General features: G+C 71.7%; 17 protein-coding genes and 1 pseudogene. 8 read left to right on the top strand and 10 right to left on the bottom strand.

The genetic code is table 11. The annotated features are described in order from the left end of the window. Positions 1-124 precede the first annotated feature (124 nt). A complete protein-coding gene (locus ACI2K4_RS03525; RefSeq protein WP_404508397.1) occupies positions 125-3,487 on the top strand; it encodes a BTAD domain-containing putative transcriptional regulator in 3,363 nt (1,120 codons plus the stop codon). A gap of 158 nt (positions 3,488-3,645) precedes the next feature. Further along, on the top strand, positions 3,646-4,311 hold the full coding sequence (locus ACI2K4_RS03530; protein ID WP_404508398.1) for a hemerythrin domain-containing protein: 666 nt from the start codon (positions 3,646-3,648) through the stop codon (positions 4,309-4,311). A 48-nt stretch (positions 4,312-4,359) separates the two neighbouring features. Here the strand turns inward: ACI2K4_RS03530 and ACI2K4_RS03535 are convergent. The 3 genes and pseudogenes from ACI2K4_RS03535 to ACI2K4_RS03545 all read right to left on the bottom strand — a co-directional run. After that, positions 4,360-4,974: pseudogene (locus tag ACI2K4_RS03535) on the bottom strand (VWA-like domain-containing protein); the annotation flags it as partial. Positions 4,975-5,016: 42 nt separating this feature from the next. Continuing rightward, positions 5,017-6,651 carry a hypothetical protein gene (locus ACI2K4_RS03540; RefSeq protein ID WP_404508399.1) on the bottom strand — a complete coding sequence of 545 codons (1,635 nt, stop codon included), beginning with the start codon at positions 6,649-6,651 and terminating at the stop codon, positions 5,017-5,019. Positions 6,652-6,668: 17 nt separating this feature from the next. After that, the gene (locus ACI2K4_RS03545; protein ID WP_404508400.1) at positions 6,669-7,724 is read right to left on the bottom strand and encodes a hypothetical protein; all 1,056 of its coding nucleotides are present in this window, start codon (positions 7,722-7,724) and stop codon (positions 6,669-6,671) included. Positions 7,725-7,898: 174 nt separating this feature from the next. On the opposite strand from ACI2K4_RS03545, the gene ACI2K4_RS03550 reads away from it, so the two are divergent. The 3 genes from ACI2K4_RS03550 (at position 7,899) to ACI2K4_RS03560 (ending at position 9,421) form a co-directional block, all read left to right on the top strand. Beyond that, positions 7,899-8,366: a macro domain-containing protein gene (locus tag ACI2K4_RS03550; RefSeq protein ID WP_404508401.1), complete on the top strand. Its 468-nt coding sequence runs from the start codon at positions 7,899-7,901 to the stop codon at positions 8,364-8,366. Between the two features lie 234 nt (positions 8,367-8,600). After that, positions 8,601-9,197 carry a DUF2975 domain-containing protein gene (locus ACI2K4_RS03555; protein WP_404508403.1) on the top strand — a complete coding sequence of 199 codons (597 nt, stop codon included), beginning with the start codon at positions 8,601-8,603 and terminating at the stop codon, positions 9,195-9,197. Next, entirely contained in the window at positions 9,197-9,421 is a 225-nt protein-coding gene (locus tag ACI2K4_RS03560; protein ID WP_404508404.1) for a helix-turn-helix domain-containing protein, read from the top strand. Before ACI2K4_RS03555 ends, ACI2K4_RS03560 begins: the two co-directional genes overlap by 1 nt. 141 nt (positions 9,422-9,562) lie before the next feature. Here ACI2K4_RS03560 and ACI2K4_RS03565 read toward each other — a convergent pair whose 3' ends face one another. Beyond that, positions 9,563-10,987 (bottom strand): dihydrolipoyl dehydrogenase family protein, encoded by a 1,425-nt coding sequence (locus tag ACI2K4_RS03565; RefSeq protein WP_404508405.1) that lies wholly within the window; start codon positions 10,985-10,987, stop codon positions 9,563-9,565. A gap of 93 nt (positions 10,988-11,080) precedes the next feature. Then, positions 11,081-11,623 carry a hypothetical protein gene (locus tag ACI2K4_RS03570; protein WP_404508406.1) on the bottom strand — a complete coding sequence of 181 codons (543 nt, stop codon included), beginning with the start codon at positions 11,621-11,623 and terminating at the stop codon, positions 11,081-11,083. 258 nt (positions 11,624-11,881) lie between these two features. Here ACI2K4_RS03570 and ACI2K4_RS03575 point away from each other — a divergent pair, with 258 nt between their 5' ends. Further along, positions 11,882-12,526: a hypothetical protein gene (locus tag ACI2K4_RS03575; RefSeq protein WP_404508407.1), complete on the top strand. Its 645-nt coding sequence runs from the start codon at positions 11,882-11,884 to the stop codon at positions 12,524-12,526. Between the two features lie 6 nt (positions 12,527-12,532). On the opposite strand, the gene ACI2K4_RS03580 is transcribed toward ACI2K4_RS03575, so the two are convergent. Beyond that, entirely contained in the window at positions 12,533-13,735 is a 1,203-nt protein-coding gene (locus tag ACI2K4_RS03580) for a PLP-dependent aminotransferase family protein (protein WP_404508409.1), read from the bottom strand. 152 nt (positions 13,736-13,887) lie between these two features. Here ACI2K4_RS03580 and ACI2K4_RS03585 point away from each other — a divergent pair, with 152 nt between their 5' ends. Together ACI2K4_RS03585 and ACI2K4_RS03590 are read left to right on the top strand one after the other, a co-directional pair. Beyond that, the gene (locus ACI2K4_RS03585; RefSeq protein ID WP_404508410.1) at positions 13,888-14,493 is read left to right on the top strand and encodes a response regulator; all 606 of its coding nucleotides are present in this window, start codon (positions 13,888-13,890) and stop codon (positions 14,491-14,493) included. A 143-nt stretch (positions 14,494-14,636) separates the two neighbouring features. Further along, complete coding sequence (locus ACI2K4_RS03590) at positions 14,637-15,239, top strand: response regulator transcription factor (protein ID WP_404508411.1); 603 nt, start codon at positions 14,637-14,639, stop codon at positions 15,237-15,239. A 70-nt stretch (positions 15,240-15,309) separates the two neighbouring features. Here ACI2K4_RS03590 and ACI2K4_RS03595 read toward each other — a convergent pair whose 3' ends face one another. The 4 genes from ACI2K4_RS03595 to ACI2K4_RS03610 form a co-directional block, all read right to left on the bottom strand. Further along, a complete protein-coding gene (locus tag ACI2K4_RS03595; protein WP_121153817.1) occupies positions 15,310-15,438 on the bottom strand; it encodes a SapB/AmfS family lanthipeptide in 129 nt (42 codons plus the stop codon). Positions 15,439-15,449: 11 nt separating this feature from the next. After that, positions 15,450-18,221: a class III lanthionine synthetase LanKC gene (gene lanKC / locus ACI2K4_RS03600; RefSeq protein ID WP_404508413.1), complete on the bottom strand. Its 2,772-nt coding sequence runs from the start codon at positions 18,219-18,221 to the stop codon at positions 15,450-15,452. A gap of 296 nt (positions 18,222-18,517) precedes the next feature. Next, on the bottom strand, positions 18,518-18,727 hold the full coding sequence (locus ACI2K4_RS03605; RefSeq protein WP_404508415.1) for a hypothetical protein: 210 nt from the start codon (positions 18,725-18,727) through the stop codon (positions 18,518-18,520). A gap of 135 nt (positions 18,728-18,862) precedes the next feature. Then, on the bottom strand, positions 18,863-19,159 hold the full coding sequence (locus tag ACI2K4_RS03610; RefSeq protein WP_404508417.1) for a hypothetical protein: 297 nt from the start codon (positions 19,157-19,159) through the stop codon (positions 18,863-18,865). Between the last annotated feature and the right edge of the window lie 5 nt (positions 19,160-19,164).

The following is a 19,164-nucleotide window of genomic DNA, read 5'->3' on the forward strand; positions in this document are numbered from 1 at the left end:
ACGAAATTCCTGGGCGAACCTGAAAAAGGGCAAACCTCGCTCGGCGGGCACTGGGTGACGTGGCCGACTCTCTGGTCCGGCGAGCCGTGCCGGCGACGGCCACGCGGCTACGATTGCGCACGTCATGCTGCTGCGGGTGCTGGGACCGTTCGAGGTCGAGTTCGACGGGAGCGATCCGGTCGACCTCGGCGGGCCCCGCCAGCGGGCCGTGCTCGCGCTGCTGCTGTCGGCCCGGGGCGAGGTTGTCTCCGTCGACCGGATGATCGAGGACCTGTGGCGGGGCGAGGCGCCGCCCCGGGCGATCGGCTCCCTCCAGGCGTACGTCTCCAACCTGCGCCGACTCCTGGAACCGGCCCGCGAACGCCGGGCGCCGGCGCGCCTGCTGGTGACCACGCCCCCCGGCTACGCGCTCAGGGTGCCCACCGACGCCGTCGACGCCTGGCGGTTCGAGAACCTGCTCGCCCAGGCCCGGTCGATCGGCGCCGCCGACCCGGGGCGCGCCCGCCCTCTGCTCGAAGCCGGCCTGGAACTGTGGCGCGGTGGCGCGTACGGGGAGTTCGCGGCAGAGTCGTGGGCGCGGACGGAGGTGACGCGGCTGGCGGAACTGCGCCTGGTCGCCCGGGAACTGCTCGTCGAGGTGAGCATCCGGACCGGCGGTGCCGCCGAGTCGGTGCCCGAGGCGGAGGTGCTGACAAAGCAGGCGCCGCTGCGTGAGGAGGGCTGGCGGCTGCTGGCGCTGGCGCTGTGGCGTACGGGTCGGCAGGGGGACGCCCTCGCGGCGCTGCGCCGGGCACGCGCGGTCCTGGCCGAGGAAGTCGGCCTCGACCCGGGACCGGCCCTGGTCGACCTGGAGACCGCCATCCTGGGCCAGCGCACCGACCTGCTCCCGCCGGTCGCCGGCACGGTGATCGCCACGCCCCCGGCCGCTGCGCTGACCGCTGCCGCCACGCCGCCTGCTGCCGCCGCAGCCTTGGGCGCGCGGTTACAGGTGGAGGCGTTGCCGACGCCCGACGAGTTGTTCGTCGGGCGGGAGGCCGAGCTGACCACGCTCAGGGCGATCGCCGAGGAGGTGGCCACGGAGGGGCAACGGGTCGCGCTGCTCACCGGGGAGGCGGGCGCAGGCAAGACCAGTTTGCTCGCTCGCTTCCAGCGCGAGCTTGCCGACCACGGCTGGCTGGTCGCGGTCGGCCGCTGCCCCGAGGTCGAGGGCGCACCGGCGGCCTGGGCGTGGGTCGAGGTGCTCCGGCGGCTCGCCGAGGAGACGCCGCCGGGGGAACTGGCACCGGCACTCGCCCCACTGCTCGACGACTCCCAACGTGACCAAGCCCCCGACGTTGCCGCCGGTCGGTTCCGGCTGCACCGGGCCGTCGTGGCCTGGCTGCGTGCTGCCGCCGCGCGCAGGCCGGTCGCCATCTTCATCGACGACCTGCACGCCGCCGACGCGGAGACGCTGCTGCTGTTGACCAGCGCCACCGAGCCGACCGGTGCACCGGTCCTGTTTGTCGCGGCGTTGCGGCCCACCGACAACCGCGAGCGGCTCGGGCAGGCCATGGCGGACCTGGCCCGCCGGTCACCCCGGCGGATACACCTGGACGGACTCGCGACGGCCGACGTCGCACGGCTGGTCCGCGCCTACGCCCGAACCGCCGTCGACCCGGAGACGGTGGCGGCGCTCAGCGAACGCACCGGAGGCAACCCGTTCTACGTACGCGAGTCGGCTCAGCTACTCGCCTCCGAGGGCGCCCTGGTGGCCACGTCGGACGTGCCGGACGGCGTACGTGACGTGCTGCGTCGGCGCCTTTCCCGCCTGCCACCGCAGGCGGTCGCGGTGCTGCGGCTCGCCTCCGTCGTCGGGCGGGAGGCCGACGTGGCGACCCTGGTCGGGGCCGCCGACGCCGACGAGGCCGTTGTCCTCGACTCGTTGGAGGCGGGGCTGGTCGCCGGGCTGCTCACCGAGCCGGTGCCGGGTCGGGTGCGATTCGTTCACGGCCTGGTCCGCGACACGGTCTACACCGACATCTCGCACCTGCGCCGAGCCAGGATGCACGCCCGCGTCGCCGCCTGCACCCGCCGGTTGCGTCCCGACGACTACCCGGCGCTGGCCCACCACTACGCCCGCGCCGCATCGTCCGACACCGCCCGACTCGCGGTCGACTACGCGGTACGCGCGGCGGAGCTGGCCGAGCGACGCTACGCCTACGACGCGGCGATCGAACTGCTCGGCAACGCGGTCGACCTCGCCGACGCGGTCGCCGGGGACCGTGACGCCATGAAGGTCGACCTCCTCGGTCGGTTGCTGCGGGCCCAGGCTCGGGGCGGCGGGCTGGGCACCGCCCGGGACACCCGTGCCCGCGCGGTCGACATCGCCGCCGCATCCGGCCGTGACGAGCTGCTCGTCGCCGCGTTCACCGCGTGGACCGTGCCGACGCCGTGGCAGATTCGCGCGTACGGGGCCGTGGACCACCGGGTCGTCGGGATGCTCAGCCGACTGCTCCGCAAGGCGGACCTCGGCCCGGTCGAGCGCTGCCGGCTGCTGGAGGCACTGGGCAACGAACTCGACGGCGAGGCGGACCCGCGTGGCCCGGCGGCGGCCGTGGAGGCGTTGGCCATCGCCCGCGGGCTGGGCGATCCCGAGCTGCACGCCCTCGCACTGGTCGCCCGTCTACGGACCATGCGGTACGACCTGGAAATGCCGGAGCGCCGGGAGCTGGCGCTCGAGCTGTGCGATCTTGCCGACGGGCACGGACTGGTGACCTACCAGTGGATCGCCGAGCAGGTGCTCGGCAACATCGCCGGCACCTCCAACCAGCCGGACGAGGTACGCGCCAGCATCGACCGGCAGGCCCTACTCGCCCGTACCTACCAGCTCAAGGAGGCGCTGGCAATCGAGCTGTGCTCGCGGGCTGCCCTCGCGCACATCGCCGGTGACTTCGCGACCGCGCAGCGGCTCTATCACGAGGCCGCCGACGGAATGCGGCGGCAGGGTTCGATGCACGCCGCCGGCCTTCGTTACGTCGGGACGGCGACCCTGCTGCTGAGCCAGCGGCGGTTTGCCGAGCTTCTGGAACCGACCCGGCTGGTGCGGCCGTTGCTCGGTCCGATCGTCGACGACCTGTTGGCGCTGGCCCTCTTCGAGAGCGGCCGGGTCGACGAGGCGCGGCAGGTGCCGGTCGGAACACACGCCTACCGTCCCGACTATGTGCAGTCGGCCCTGTTCACGATACGTGCGATGACAGTTGTCAGACTGGGCCGGCGGGACCTGGCCCAGCCCGTCATCGACGCCCTGCTCCCGGTGCGCGAGCAGTTGGCCGGTTTCTCCAGCACGACGGTTGTCATGCGTCCGGTCGCGCTGACCCTCGGCGAGCTGTTCCGCCTCCAGGGCCGTGCCGACGAGGCGGAGCGGCACTTCGCGCTCGCGGCGCGGGTGGCCCGGCGGTGGGACGCGACGTACTGGCTGGCCGAGGCGGAGTCCGCGCTCGCCGGCTGATACCCGGTTGGTGGATTCCAAGTCGGCCGCAAGCGGCACCTGGCACGCTGGCCCGGCCAGGACCGAGGCGCTTTCCGTTCGGGCCCCGCCGGACCGGGTCCGGCCGGGCCGAGTAACCAACACTGGAGCGAAGAGAAATGCCCAGCGCTGCCACACCGATGGCCGACAGTCGTGACATGTACGTGGTGCACAAGGTCTTCCGGCGCGAGTTCGCGGCGGTACCGGGGCTGGTCCGGGAGGTCGCCGAAGGTGACGTCACCCGGGCCGGGCTGGTCGCGGACCACGTCGGACTGCTCACGTTCGTGCTGACCAAGCATCACGAGGGTGAGGACCTGCTGGTCTGGCCGAAGCTGCTCGAGCGGGGAGCGGCCGAGATCACCCCGATGGTCGAGACGATGGAGCACCAGCACGAGGCGCTCCACCGCGCGTTGGCCGAGGTGGACGCGAAGCTCGACCAGTGGCGCCGTACCGCGGGCACCGGGGAGCGGGAGGCGCTCGCCGCCGCCGTCGAGCGGATGATCCCACCGATGGTGGAGCACCTGGACACCGAGGAGACGCACGTACTGTCGTTGATCGACAAGTACCTGACGGCCGCCGAGTGGGAAGCGGTGGCCGCCGCGACGATGGGGAAGATGCCGAAGAGCAAGCTGCCGTTGGTCTTCGGCATGGCACTTTACGGCGCCGAGCCCGAGCAGGTGCGGATCCTGAAGGACACCCTCCCGGCGCCCGCCTGGTTCATGTTCTCGCGCCTCGGTCCGCGCGCGTTCGCCAAGCACTCCCGGCGTATCCACGGCACCGCGACGCCGGCCCTGGTCACGGACTGAGCAGGGCTCCGTGGGCGGCGGCTCTGCCTCCGCTCACGGAGTGCACGTTCATCCACCGGCGGTTACCGAGCCGATGACGACCACCCGCGCCCACTCGGGCGGTGTGTCCGGCACGTGGTCGGGATCGTTCTCGTCCCACGAACCGGACCTCCGTTCCCGGGGGAAGAGACCCACCACGGTCCGGCACGGTGGCCGCCTCTCCGGCCAGGGCGTCTGCCCGTCGGTCAGCACCACCACGACCTCCGGGCGGGGGCGTGCCCGTAGTGCCGTCGCGAAACCCGTACGCAGATCCGTGCCGCCGCCACCTATCAGCGGAATCCCCTCGGACCGGCACAACGAGCGGGCGAATCCGGCTGCCGCGTCGCACGGCAGCACGCTGACCAGGTCGCGTCGGCCGCCGACGGCTCGGGCGATCGCGTTGACCTCGAGCAGCGCGCTGCCCAGCTCGGCGTCGCTCACCGATCCGGAGGTGTCGATGACGACGCAGACCCGGGGCGGCCTGCGTCGCAGGCTCGGCAGGATCACACCGGGCAGGCTCGCCGACCGTCGGGATGGTCGACCGTACGTGTAGTCCTCGCCGACGCCGGAGCCCGAGGCGGCCGAACGGATCGCCACCCCCAGCAGGTCCCGCCACGGCTGCGGTGAGTGGAACGCCTGCGCCGCCGGTGAACCCTGCCCGTGGCGCACGGTCCACCGGCGGCGATGTCACTGGTAGCCGCGGATTTCCTTGAAAACGGCAGCCAGCGCGCCGGTACGCGCGTCGAACGTACGACCGCCGGTGAGCGCGGCGATCTCGGTCATCTCACCCACGTTGCCCTCGCCGAACAGCAGGGCGAACACCGGTACGGCCTTTGCCCGCGCCGGCAGCTTGGCGTGGTAGGACTGGAAGTCCGTGAAGCTCCTCCCGACCGTCCGCTCACCGTCGGTGAGCAGCACGACCGAGGTGATCCGTCCGGGTTCCGCCGCGTCGAGTTGGCGGGCCAGGTCGAGACCGTTCACGAGCGCGTCGTAGACGGCGGTGTCGCCCTCGGCGGCCAACTGCCGTACGTCGCCACGAATCCGGTCGAGCGCGGGTTCCCGGTTCGTCTCCGGTACGTCGAACCGGCGCGGAGCCGACGGTTTGGTGCTGAACGGAATCAGGATCACCTGTTCCCGGCCGTTGAACCGGGTCAACTCGCCGGAGATCGAGGTGTCGGCGCCGGAGAGGCCGAGCAGCGCGGACCTGAGCCCGTCCAGCCGGGCCCCGCGCATCGACCCGGAGACGTCGAGCAGGTAGATCGTGCGCGCCGGTCGGCGCAGTGCGTCGCCGAAGCCGGTCACCAGCGCGGTCGCCGCGTCGTACCGGGACGGGAACGGCAGCTCGACCAGGCCGCCTTCGAGCGGACCGAGCGAGTCGGCGAGCGGGACGCCCGGTACGGCCGGTCGGCGGTACGTGGTCTCCATGATCCGGCGTTGGGTGCTCGGCCGGCGTAGGAAGTCGGCGATCGCCGCGTAGTTGGTCCGGGCCTGCTCCGATGCGCCGGAGAGCAGCGTCAGCGGGTAGTCGGCGGTGACCACGCCGTCGGCGGGGTGGACGATGGTCAGCGGCTCGGCGAGCTTGCCGCCGTGGTTGAGCGACACGAGCACCGACTCGTAGTTGATCAGCCCGTCCACCGGGGCGTCGCCGCCCTGCCGCTTGACGTAGGCGTCGGCCAGCCAGCCGGACGAGCCGGCGGTCAGCGACTGGCCGGCGAAGAAGGGCCGCAGCCGGGGCGTGAGCGCGTTGATCTCGGCCGTGCCGAGCGCCCGACCCGTACCGGCGAGGGCGGCGGCGACGCTCACCAACGCGGAATAACCGGAGTTCGAGGCCGCCGGATTGGTCATGCCGTAGGTGAACTTGCCCTCCCCGGCGGCGGTGGCGATCTCGCTCCAGGTCGGCCGGTGCGCGTCCCAGCCCAGTTCCCGTGCCACCGAGGTACGCAACCCGAGCACCACCGGGGAGTTGGCCACCTTGGTACTCACGTCGATCTTGCCGGTGGCGTTCGGGTGCAGCTCCAGGTAGCGGTTGCTGGAGAACCAGGTCGCGTCCTGGTCGGCCGAGGCGGCGCCGGAGACTACGCGCTCGATCCCGTCGAGCGTGCCGATCTCGGTCAGTTGCACCCGTACCCCGGTCGCCGTCTCGGCCTGGGCCAGGATCGGACCCAGATCGGCCAGTTCCGAGCCGGCCAGCACCCGCAGCACGCCCGAGCCGCGCTTGTACGGGGCCTCCGAACCCTCGGCGGGCTCGGGGCCGGTCTGGCTGGTGCACCCGGCCACGGCGGCGAGCAGCACCACCAGGGTCAGATATGCGGTACGGCGCACTCGTCGTCTCCTCGTCGTCACGGTCGTAGGCGTACATCGAGAGTGGTGAGCAGTGATTCGATGGTCGCCGGTGGGGGCGGGTCCACCACGTCGCTGATCCGGCCGGGCAGCGCCGCCCCACCGGCGGAGAGCCCGGCGAGCACGGCCGCGGAGACCGACTCGTCGGCGGTACGGAAGCCGTGCTCGGCGGCGAGCCGGACCAGCCCGGCGTCGGTGTTCAGCAGGCGCCCGACCTTGTCGCCCGGGTCGGTGAACGCGACCAGGGTGTGAACCGTGCGTACGGTCGGCGAGAGGTAGAGCAGGGTTCCGTTGCGGGGCAGGAGGCCGCTCCGGGTCGCCTCGACGTACTGGGCCTCGTAGGCGAGCACCAGCGGCGCGAAGTCCAGTGACTGGGTCAGGTACTTCTGGAACGGGTCCTCGGTGGACCGTTCCAGGCCACCCTGGTCGGCGAAGAGCCGGACCACCTGGTCGTCGACGGACTCGTGGTCACCGAGTTGCCGGGCCGCCAGCCAGGCGTAACTCGCCGCGGAGCCGGAATCACTGGGATGGGTGGTGGTGAGCAGGATGTCCCGCCGGGCCGGGTAGACCACGTTGCCGGGAAGCTGGTCCCAGCGCACGTCACGGCGGGCCAGGTCGAGAAATCTTGTCAGGTCGAGCACCCGGTGACCCTCGGCGGCCCGACGTACCACCCCCTGGGCGGCGAGCAGGTCGACGATCGGGGTGAAGGTCGCGACCGCGAGCGGCGAGGCGAACGGTGCGTACGAGCCGACGGCCGGGCGGACCTGACGTACCCGCTCGGCCGCGTGCCCACTGCCGGGGAAGGCGAAGTCGTACCGTCCCAGTGGCACGGTGGTCGACATCTCGCCCGAGCCGCGCGCGTCGACCTCCACCCGGAGCCCGTGCCGGGCGAAGGTGTCCTGTACGCGCGGGTCCGCGAAGAACGCCGCCTTCTCCGACCCGACCACACCGTGGACGGTGTCCGGACGTCCGGGTAAGCCGAAGTGGTATCCGATCCCCGCGCCGAGGGCGGCGAGGATGACGATTGCGATCACGAAGATCCAGGGGCGCCTCACGGGCCGATGGTGGGGTCGGATCGCGTCCAGGACGGGCAACGCCCAATGAACGTCTGGCGAACGCTGGCGGTCCGGCCTCGGCTCCGGTGGCCGGGAACAGCCGAGGCATTTCGACTCACCACACACAGTGCGGTCGGTGTCGTACCCGTCTGGCATTGTCGCCGTGTGCGGCAGATGACCATTCTCAAGGGTGACGCGACCAGCCCGCAGGCCAGCGGACCGAAGATCATCGCGCATGTCTGCAACGACCTCGGCGGCTGGGGCAAGGGCTTTGTGCTGGCCGTGTCGCGGCGCTGGCCGGAGCCGGAGCGGGACTACCGCCGCTGGCACCGCGAGCGCGCCAGCAACGACTTCGGGCTCGGCGCGGTCCGCCTGGTCCAGGTCCGCCCGGATGTCTGGGTGGCCAACATGGTCGCGCAACGCGGCATCAGACGCGGCAGTGCCGGCCCCCCGATCAGGTACGAGGCCGTCCAACGGTGCCTGGAAGCGCTCGGCCGGCACGCGCTGGAACTGCGTGCGTCAGTCCACATGCCACGGATCGGCACCGGGCTGGCCGGCGGTCGGTGGGACCGGATCGAACCCCTTGTGGTCGACGCCCTCTCTCAACGGGACATCGAGGTCGTGGTCTACGACGTCACCTGATCGTGCCCGTCGCGAGGAGGGGAATACCCTCCCCATATGACGTACCGGAGGCCGATCGGATTCCCGGGACGACCCTGAACGCCACGTGACAACCGGACAGCCTCGTGTCTCCGGCTGCCGGCGGCGCCACCGAGCGGCGCGTTCGGCGGTCGTCGCGGGTGGTTACGTCACTTGACAACATGCCGGGTCCTTATCGATTATCGAGATATCGTTAATCGATAAGTGGGAGGTGTCATGAGCATTCGCCACCCTGACTGGCTCGCCGAGTTGCAAGGACTCGTCGCGCTGGCGCTGACCGTCCAGGCCGGGGCCGTCGTGTTCCACATCGTCACGTTCGCCAGCGGCGGCCCCGTGGTCGCGCAGGTGCCGGTGGAGGCGGTGACGGGGGTGGCCGGTGCCTCCGGGGGCCTCCGGGCCGGCGCGGTCGTCGACGGTGAGGTCGACGTGCTCGTCGCCGACCCCACGCCGGGCCAGGCGGCGATGTACCTGCTGACCACGCTGCCGACGCTGACCCTGGTCGCGGCGGTGCTGGCCCTGCTCTGGGCCGCGCTGCGCCGTGCCCGCCGCGCGGACCCGTTCACCGACGGCACCGTCCGGCGGTTGCGGCTCATCGGTTGGGTCGCCATCGTCGGCGGCATCCTTACGCAGGCCGCCCAGACGGTCGCGTCGCTCGGGCTGACCGCGCGGGTCACCACGGACGGCGGCTGGTCGGCCACCCTGAACCTGACCCGGATCGTGCTGTTCCTACTGGTCGGCTTCGGGTTCCTCGCGATCGCCGAAATCCTCAAGCGCGGGTCGGCGATGCGGACCGAACTGGAGACGGTCATCTGATGCCGCCCGAGGACGAGCACCGCGTCGATGTCCACCTGGACAAGCTCCTGGCCGAACGCGGCCTCACCCTGACCGAGCTGGCCGACCGGGTCGGCCTGACCCTCGCCAACCTCTCCGTGCTGAAGAACGGACGGGCACGGGCGATCCGGTTCAGCACCCTGACCGCACTCTGCCAGGAACTCGACTGCCAACCCGGTGACCTGTTCACCGTCCGCCGCTCCTGAGAAGGAGTCGGCCGGGCCCTCGTCCGGCGTCGGCTCGTGGACGTACCGAGGACGTCCGGTCGGGTCCCGGTCGCCCAGTTCGGTGGCGGGCGGCCGGGACCCGACCGGGGTGCGTCAGCCGCCCTTGACGCCCCGGGACGGCTACGCGGTCGGGCGCCCGTACGCCTCCAACAGCCGCAGCCAGACCTCGCTGACCGTGGGGTACGAGGGCACGGCGTGCCACAGCCGGTCGATCGGGACCTCGCCGACCACCGCGATCGTCGCAGCGTGCAGCAGTTCGCTCACCTCGGGGCCGACGAAGGTCACCCCGAGCAGGACCTTGCGCTCCTCGTCCACGACCATCCGAGCGGTGCCGGTGTAGCCGTCGGCGTGCACGCTCGCGCCCGCGACGTTGCCGATCTCGTAGTCGACCACCCGCACCTGGAAACCGGCGTCGCGCGCGGCCTGCGCGGTGAGGCCCACCGAGGCCACCTCGGGATCGGTGAAGGTCACCTGCGGCACCGCCCGGTGATCGGCGGTCGCCACGTGCGTCCCCCACGGGGCGTCGGAGACGGCTGCCCCGGCCGCGCGGGCCGCGATCACGTCGCCGACCGCCCGAGCCTGGTACTTGCCCTGGTGGGTCAGGAGGGCACGGCGGTTGACGTCACCGACGGCGTAGAGCCAGTCGAAGCCCGGCACGAGCATCGTGTCGTCGGTGCGCAGCCACTCACCCGGGGTCAGGCCGATGGAGTCCAGGCCGAGGTCGGTGGTGCGCGGGGTACGACCGGTCGCGACCAGGACCTCTTCGGCGGTGATCGTCGCCCCGCCGCTGGTCTCTACCGTGACGTGGGCGCCGTCCCGGACCACCCGGGTCGTCTCCGTGTCGAGCAGTACGGTGACCCCCTGCTCGCGCAGTGCCTTGGCGACCAGCTCACCGGCGAACGGCTCGGCCCCGGGCAGCAGCCGACCGCGCACGATCACCGTGACCGTGGTGCCGAAGCTCGCGTACGCGGTCGCCATCTCGGCGGCGACGACACCTCCGCCGATCACGACAAGACTCTCGGGTACGGTCTTCGCGCTGGTCGCCTCCCGGCTCGTCCACGGGTCGGCCTCGTCCAGCCCCGCGATGCCGGGAATGAAGGCATCCGAACCGGTGGCCACGGCAACCGCGTGACGTGCGGTGAGCACGGTGGTCGTCCCGTCCGGCCCGGTGACCGTGACCCGCTTCGGCCCACTGATCCGGCCGTGGCCGCGTACGAGGGAGATCCCCGCCCCCTCGACCCACTGCACCTGACCCTCGTCGGACCAGTTGTTGGTGAACGAGTCGCGCCGGTTGAGCACGGCCTGCACGTCCAGCGCGCCGGTGACGGCCTGGGCGGCGCCGGGCACCTGCCGGGCGGCGCGCAGCACCTGGGCCGAGCGGAGCAGCGCCTTGGAGGGCATGCAGGCCCAGTAGGAACACTCGCCGCCGACGAGTTCGTGCTCGACGAGCACGGTGGTCAGGCCGCCCCGGACGGCGCGGTCGGCGACATTCTCGCCGACCGGACCGGCGCCCAGCACGATGAGGTCGTATTCGGTGGTATCCATCGCTGACATCTCTTCCCGTACCACTCGCTCGGCGCCAGGTGTGGGTCGGCCGCCGGGCCTGATCATGAACTCGGTCGTCGCCACGATCCTAATTCAGCGCTCGGCGGGACCTTCGCTGGCGCCGAGGGCCTCGTTCAGGATGCGTACGGCCTTCGGACCGACACCGTGCATCGCCAGCAGTTGCGCCTCGGTCAGCTCGCCGACCTGGGCGAGTGTGGTGATGCCGGCGCTGGCCAGCGCCCTGGTGGCGGGCCCTCCGATCGTCCTGGGCAGGTCGCCGACCGCACCGGGGGCCGAGGTGTCGGCGGCGGCCAGTTGTGCCGCGAGCCGCTTCGGTGCGCGCGCGAGCCAGGCCCGCCGGACCCAGTGGTTGAGTTGCTGGCCGTTGATGTCCCGGAGTGGGACACGTACGCCGATCCGTGCCGTGCCGTGGGTCAACCACTCGGCGGTCGGGTGCTCGGCGAGGACCCTGTCGGCCTCCGCTTCCGGTAAATGGAGCCGCACGTGGTTGTCGTCGCTCGTCGAGGCGAACGGCTTGTCGCGAACGCTGAACACGACCGTGCCGTCGCGGACGCCCTGCTCGGCCGTCTCCGGCAGGGAGAGGGCGGTCTTGCGGAGTTGGGCCAGGGTGGTCATGGGTTCACCCTGGCACGACGACCGGGAGTCGGGTCGCTTCGAGCGGCGACGCGAGGATAAAGATTCCGACCAACCGCCTGTGAAAATCTGCTAGTCCGGCATATCCGTCTGATGCTCGTATTGCCGGCCTGATGCTGATTGGCTATGACATCAGCCACAGGGGGACCTGATGCCGTTGCGTGCCGGTGCGGGTACCGGGCAGGGTCAGGTCCGCTCCACTGACCACGGCTTTCACCGCCCACCCGTACGGGAGTCCTCGTGCCTGCCCACCGTCGTCCGCAACCGCCCCCGTCCCGGCCGGCGATCGGGGTGCTCGCGGCCATCCTCGTCGGCAGCGCCGGGCTCGGCGTCGCGCTCACCGCCGTCGACATCCCGGGGCCGCAGCGGACCCCGGTCCGTCCCGGTGGCCGGACGGTCCAGAACATCGGCGCCGCCGCGCCGGCCGGTCTCGCGAACACGCCGAACGGCGACCCGACCTCGGTCAGCCCGACCGGCATCACCACGACGATGACCCCGACCTCGGTCGAGAGCACCCTGGTCACCCCGTCGGCGCCGGGCAGCAGCGGCGGTGGCGGAGCCGCGCAGTCGATCACGCCCCCGGGTCTCGTGCCGAACCCGAACCCGAGGCCGTACGGCACCGGTGGAGGTCCCCGCCCGGTGAAGACCCCGCACAACCCCGCCTCCGGCGGCCCGACGCAGACGCCGACGCGGACCCCGCCGGTCAGCAGCTCCCCGACCGGCAGCCCGTCCGCGACGCCGAGCACCACCCCGTCGCCGTCCACCTCACCCACCGTGGAACCGACCCCAACCCCGACCCCGAGCACGTCGCCGACCCCCGACCCGACCCTCAGCGGGTCGCCGGACCCGGAGTCGACGGGTGCGGGCTCGGACACCCTCGGCTGAGCCCGGTCAGCTCCGGGCGTCGGTGCCCCGTCTAACCGGGTCGCCGGACCGGGCCATGGCGCGGGCCAGCCGACGCACCCCCTCGACCAGGGTCTCCGGCCCGAACAGGGAGTACGACAGCCGGACATACTCGTCCCCGGAGTCGGTCACGAAGAAGTGCGTGCCGGGCAGGTACGACACCCCGTCTGTCTCCGCGTACGGCAGCAGCGCCGAGGCGGTGACCGGACCCGGTAGCCGCAGCCAGAGGAACCAGCCGCCGGACGGGACGGCGAACGTGACCTCCGGCAGGTGCTGCCGCACGGCCGCGACCAGCGCGTCTCGCTGCTCGCGATAGCGGAGCCGAACCGATGCGAGGTGCCGCTCGTACGACCCGAGCCGGGCGAACTCCGCCATCGCCAGCGCGGTGGCGTGGTTGACCCCGCCGCCGCTGTCGACGTAACCGCGCCGGGCGAGCGCGGCGACCAGCGGCGGCGCGGCGGTCAGCCAGCCGAGCCGGAGCCCCGGCGCCACGGTCTTGGAGAACGAGCCGAGCCGGACCACCACCCCGTCCCCGGCCAGGCTGTACAGCGACGGCGGTGCCGGCCCGTCGTAGCCGAGCTCCCGGTAGGTGTCGTCCTCGACCAGGACCAGCCCGGTCCGCTCGGCCACCGCGACCAGCTCCGCTCGGCGTGGCCCGGCCAGCGAACGCCCGGTCGGGTTGCCGAAGGTCGGCACGAGATACAGCAGCGGCACCCGGTGCCCCTCCCGGCGCAGCCGCTGCACCAGCTCACCGGTTGCCGAGGGATCGATCCCGTCGGGGTCCGACGGCGCCGGCAGCAGGGTCACACCGTGGTCGGCGAGCATCCGGAACGCCAGGTGGTAGGTGGGCGCGTCGACCAACACCGTGTCCCCGCGACCGCAGAGCAGCGCGGCGACCAGCTCCAACCCGTGTGACGCGCCCGCGGTCACGAAGATCTGATCGAGGTCGGGTGCCCGCCCGTCGGTGTGTCCCAGGCGCTCGGCCAGCCACTCGATTAGTGGGCCGGGCCCGTTCGCGTAGCCGTACGTCAGCGCGGAGCCGCCGTACCGTCGCAACGCCCCGGCGTACGCGTCGGTCCACTCCGCCATCGGCAGGCTCGCCGGGTCGGGATGGCCCCAAGCAAGATCCACAGTCTCCGGTCGGCTGTGGAACTGCACGATCGGCGGCACGGGGAGACCGGTGGGCGGCATCCGCACAAGATAACCACCACCACCGAACAGCGCTTCCGCTCGATCGGGACAGCTTGCGTAACGTGCGGGACTCGTGACGTGCCGTTACGATGTCGAGCGGTTCAATCCGTACGAGGATCATCGCCCGGCCGGCAGCGAGATCGGGAGGCTTCGTGATCCGCGTGCTGATCGTCGAGGAGATCGGGCTGCTCCGGGGTGCTCTGCGGATGCTGCTCGCCAGCGAGGGCGACCTGGAGGTGGTCGCCGACCTGGCGCCCCGCGCCGACCTCGTCGCCGTCGTCCGGCGTGAGCGGCCGGACGTCGTACTGATCGACATCGAGCTGACCGGGCTCGACCCGCTGCCCGTGCTGCGGCAACTCGGTCAACGGGCGCGGGGCAGCGCGGTGCTGGTGCTGACCACCCGGCGCTGCCCGCAGACCCTCCAGGCCGCGCTGGCTGCGGGCGTACGCGGATTTGTCGACAAGGACCTCCCGCCGGCCGAACTGCTCCGGCTGGTCCGACTGGTGGCGGCGGGGGAGCGGGTGATCGACCCGGCCACGGCGGTGGCGGCGCTGAGCCCACCGGTCGGACCGCTCACCGAACGGGAGCGGGAGGTACTGCGGGCGGCGGCGGAGGGTCTGCCGGTGCGGGAGATCGCCTGCCGGCTCTACCTGGCGTACGGGACGGTGCGCAACCATCTGACGGTGATCCTGCGCAAGACCGGTGCCCGTAACCGGTTGGAAGCGGTCCGCCGGGCGCAGCGCGACGGGTGGCTCTGAGCGTTGCGCGACGGTGGCTCTGCATGCCGCGCGACGGGTGGCTCCGTACGACGGATCGTCGTGCCACCGGGCGGCGGACGGAGTCCCGTGTTTAAATCCCTACATATGGTGACTCTGTCGAACCCGGAAGAGGCGACGATAGATTGATCCGCACACTGCTGGCTCTCGACGGCGCGCTCGTCCGTGGCGCGCTCGCCTTTGTACTGACCGTTGAGGACGACATCGACGTCGTCGCCGAACTCGACCGGATCGAGCAGGTCGAGCCCGCCATCCGGTCGAGCCGCCCCGACGTGGCGGTGGTCGACTCCGGGTTCTACGGGCCGAGCCGGGCGGCCGAGACAGAGCGACGCTACGACCACCCCTGTCCGGTGCTGGTCCTGGTCGACAGTCGCCGGCCCCGTACGCTCGGCGGCGCGCTGCACAGCCGGAGCCGGACCGTCGGCTTCCTCGGCAACGACGTGCCGCCACAGCGGGTGGTCGACGGGGTGCGCCGGCTGGCCCGTGGCGAGCCGGTGGTCGACGCCGAACTGGTCGCGGCGGCGCTCAGCACGGAGAGTCCGTTGACCGCCCGGGAGACCGAGGTCCTGGAGATCGCCGCCGACGGGTCACCGGTGGTCGAGATCGCCGCCCGGGTCGGCCTGTCACCGGGGACCGTACGCAATCATCTGTCCCGGATCGCGACCAAGGCCGGCGCGCGCACCCGGATCGAGGCGGTGCGCAAGGCCCACGACGCCGGCTGGATCTGACCCCGCCGACCAGGACAACAACCCTGGGTGGGGTATCTGCGGCCCCACCCAGGGCCCGGTTACGACCCGGTCAGTTGCAGGTCACCAGGGACAGCGAGCTGTCGCCGCAGAGCAGCAGGCTCGCCCGGCTTCCACCCGGGTCGCCGCCCTTGAGCTCGGCCGCGGTCAGTTCCAGGCCCTGCAGGTCCAGAAGCGCCATGTCGTGCCACCTCATTTCGGTTCGATCGGTTGTTCGCCCCCGCGGACGCGAGGGAGCTTCGGGTGGTGCCCGCCGGGTGAAGTCGGCGACGGTGGGCGCCAGGGGCGCAGGAACGGCAGCGACACCGGCTGCGTCGACCGGGCCGAGGCGATGGCGAGCAACACCCCGGCCGTGCCGGTGGCGAGGTCCATCGACAGGCGCAGCAACTGCTCACCGGGAAACGCGAGGCGCCCCCGGTACGGCATCGCGTGCCAGGACAGCCGTCGGAGTTGACCGTCCAACTCCGACCGGTCGTCCCCCGCCGCCCCCGGCCCGGATCCCGCCGCGCCGTATCCCACCGAGTCGGGTCCCACCGAGTCGTATCCCGCCGTCTCCGGCGTCGTCGCTGCGATCCGGGCGGCGAGGTAGACGACGATCCCGGCCCGGCCGGCGAAGAGGCCGGACTGGACGTAGAGGGGCGACCGGGCGGCCCGGCGGATCGCCGTGGCGGCTCGGGCGAGTTCCTCGTCCGGGCGGTGTCGCAGATACTGGTCCAGCACGAGCCCGATGCCGACGCTGCCGTGGGCCAGGTACGGCATCGTCCGCCAGCCCTCGTCCACCTCCATCGCCCCGTCCGAGCGGATCACGCAACGCCGCAGGTCCTGGCGCAGCGCGGTGCCGGCGAGGTCGAGCAGGGTCGGGTCGCCGGAGATCTCGTACAGGCGCAGGAACATCAACGCCGGCCCCGACAGGCCACGGGTCAGCCCCGCGTACGGCTGTCGGCCGCCACTGCTCCCCGTGCCGGTCCCGGTGTCGGTGTCGGTGTCGGCTTCGCCAATCCGTCGCGTGACCAGGTCGGCGGCCTGCCACGCGGCATCCCAGAGCGTCGGCTCACCGGTCCGCTCGGCCAGTTCGGCCAGGTTGAGCGCGATCCCGGAAAGTCCACCGGCCAGGTCGTGACCGAGTCGTGTCCACGGCTCACCCAGACAGATGTCGAGTACGTCCAACGCCCGCTGGCGGTGACCGAGATGCTCCAGCGCGTACGCCACCCCGTGCAGCCCGTCGTAGAAACCACAGCGGCTGCCGGAGGGCGGGTCAAGGGCTCGTTCGACCAGCCAGGTCTCGTGTTCGGGGTAGCGGCCGGCGCCGCTGACCGCGAGCGCGTACAGCACACCGGCCGCACCGTGGGCCAGGTTGAGGCCGCCCGACCTGAACTGCTCGATGTCGCCGGGAAAGAGTCGGTCCGCTCGGTCCGGGGTGGCGCTGGCCAGGATCGCGCCGGCAAGCTGCTCCCGCAACCCTGGCCAGCCGGTCGGGTCGGGCCGGAAGCCCGCCGGGTCACCACCGCCGTCGGTGCTGTCCAGCGGGTGGCGGTCGTGGGCGGGAAGGGGCTCGACCGGGCCGGTTATCTCGTCGACGGCCGCGTCGAGCCATGGCCCGGAGACCGGGAAGTGAGCGGCGATGATGTCGGCGAGGTGCCGGGCCTTGGCCGGGGCGAGCCGGACGAGCGAGGTCAACGGCAGGAACAGCGCCAGCCGCAGGCAGGCCAGCGCGTACCGGTCGACGGCGAACCCGGCCCGGTCGCGTGGCGCGGCGAAGCCCTGGTTGCGCAGTCCCGGCCGCGTGGTCTCGCCGATCGGCGCGGCCACCTCGAAGTCGACCAGTGTCACCCGGTCCTCAGCATCGATCATGACGTTGAACAGGTGCAGGTCGCCGTAGACCACACCGCGCTCGTGGATCGCCTCGATGGTCGCCTCGACCTGCCGGTACACGTCCTGCGCCCAGGTCACGTACCCGGCGAGCCGGTCGGCGTCCGCGTCGGCGTCGATCAACGGGTAGCGCTCGACCAGGACCTTGTTCAGCGCACGACCCTCGACGAACCCGAGCGCCAGGAACCGGTGCTCACCGAGGCCGAACTCGTCGTGCACCCGGGGCAGGCCCGGGACGTCGGCCAGCCGGCGCAGCATCTCCGCCTCCCGGGCCAGCCGGGTCACCGCGTCCGCGCCGGTCGCGTCCAGACCCGCGTACGGGCGAGCCTCCTTCAACACCACCGGGGCATCGGTGCGCAGGTCACGCCCGACGTAGAGCCCACCGCCGTTCGAGAAGTGGATCACCCGTTCGATCCGGTACGGCAGCTCGTTGGTGGTGGTGGCGTTGCGGGCGGCGAGATGCGGGGTGAGGAAGTCCGGCAACGTCACCCAGTCCGGCACGTGCAGCACCGGCTCGCGGCGGTCCGGCACCAGCGTTCCGTCGGCATCCGCGATCGCCGGCACCACCTGCCCGTGCGGCGAGAGGCAGTACCGCGCGGCGAAGCCGCCGTAGCGTACGAAGACCGGGCCGGCGCCGTAGCGCAGGTCGCTCAGGATGTACGGCCCGGCCTCGCCGGTGAGTAGTTCGTCCAGTTCCTTGCAGGCCAGCTCCAGCTCGGCTTCGTCACGGGGGTAGATGGTGACAAACTTGCCGCTGGAACCGCGCGGGGCGTACTTGGCGTTGCGGAGCAGGAGCAGGCGCGGGCCACGGAGGAACTTGAACGACAGTCCGCGCGCCACGCAGTAGTCCCAGGCCGTCCCGAGCACCCGGTCGGCGTTCTCCAGGCACGCGGACAGGTGGACCTTCCAGCCCTGCGGCGGTAGGGCCGCGTCGGCGGGACCGTAGACAAACCAGTCGTCCTTCGGTTCGCGTTGCCAACCCGCCGGCACGGAACGGGCGGCCACGGCGAATTCGGTGGTCGGGGCGCTGGTGGTGGCGACGGAGTCGTAGAAGAGCGGGTCGGCGGCGCAGTACGCGTCGTAGCGTTCGTCCATCGTCGGCGACTCCTCCGGTGGACCCGCATCCGGATCCAAGACTCGATCAACGCTTCGAGTCTCGTGTACGGGACCGTGACGGCTCTAGTGCGCTAAGTCATCACCGCCCATGCCGTACGCACGCTCATCCGTGACAAATGTCAGCGCGGCCTTCCAGCGAGCCAAGCCATGGCGTCGGAACCCAGTTGGCCAGCGGGCCAACCCGTGGCGTCGGAACCCAACCGGCCAGCGGGCCGGCACACGGGCGGGGCTCCCGTGTGCCGGCCCGCTGGCCGGTGCGCCTGGTTGGAGGTCCGTCACCTGGACGGCTGCGGTACCTCGCAGTTGACCTTTGGGTTCAGCCCGACGTAATTCAGCGGGCCGGCAATGATCGTCACGATCGTCGTACCGGCCTCGGCGCAGCTTTCGTTGTCGTTGTTGAAGTAGCCGCGCTGTCCCGCCGCAATCGCGCCGATGATCAACCAGATGACAAGGATGGCCGCTCCGGCCGATGTACCTCTACGCATTGCTGTCTCCTCGCCTGAGAGCCTGGCACCGGTACGGCGTCAGTACCCATCCGGGCGTGTCGGCGAAACACGCCGCCAGCGGGAAGCGCAGCCTCGGCTACTGATTCTCCGTCCGGGTCGGATGTTTGCCGCTCATCACGTTCTGCGCACCGGTATCCAGCCCATGAAGCGGTCGAAGATCGCGCGGGGTGCCGGCGGGTCGCCCAACCCCGGATCGATTGCCGACAGGTCGTTAAGGGCCTCGACGAAGAGCGGGGCGAGGTAGAGGTTCAGGGCGAGCGTCCGGCCCTTGAAGCCCGCGAGCAGGTGGAGGCGGGCGTCGGCGCATGGCCACGGGTGGGCATCGATCCGGCAGATCCAGAGTTCCGGTATCGGCGTGTGCTCGGCGAGTGTGGGCGGCTGGGGCGCCGGCCCGTTCACAGAGGCGGACATGGGGC

The organism is Micromonospora sp. NPDC050397 (assembly GCF_044901685.1).
Taxonomy (GTDB): domain Bacteria; phylum Actinomycetota; class Actinomycetes; order Mycobacteriales; family Micromonosporaceae; genus Micromonospora_G.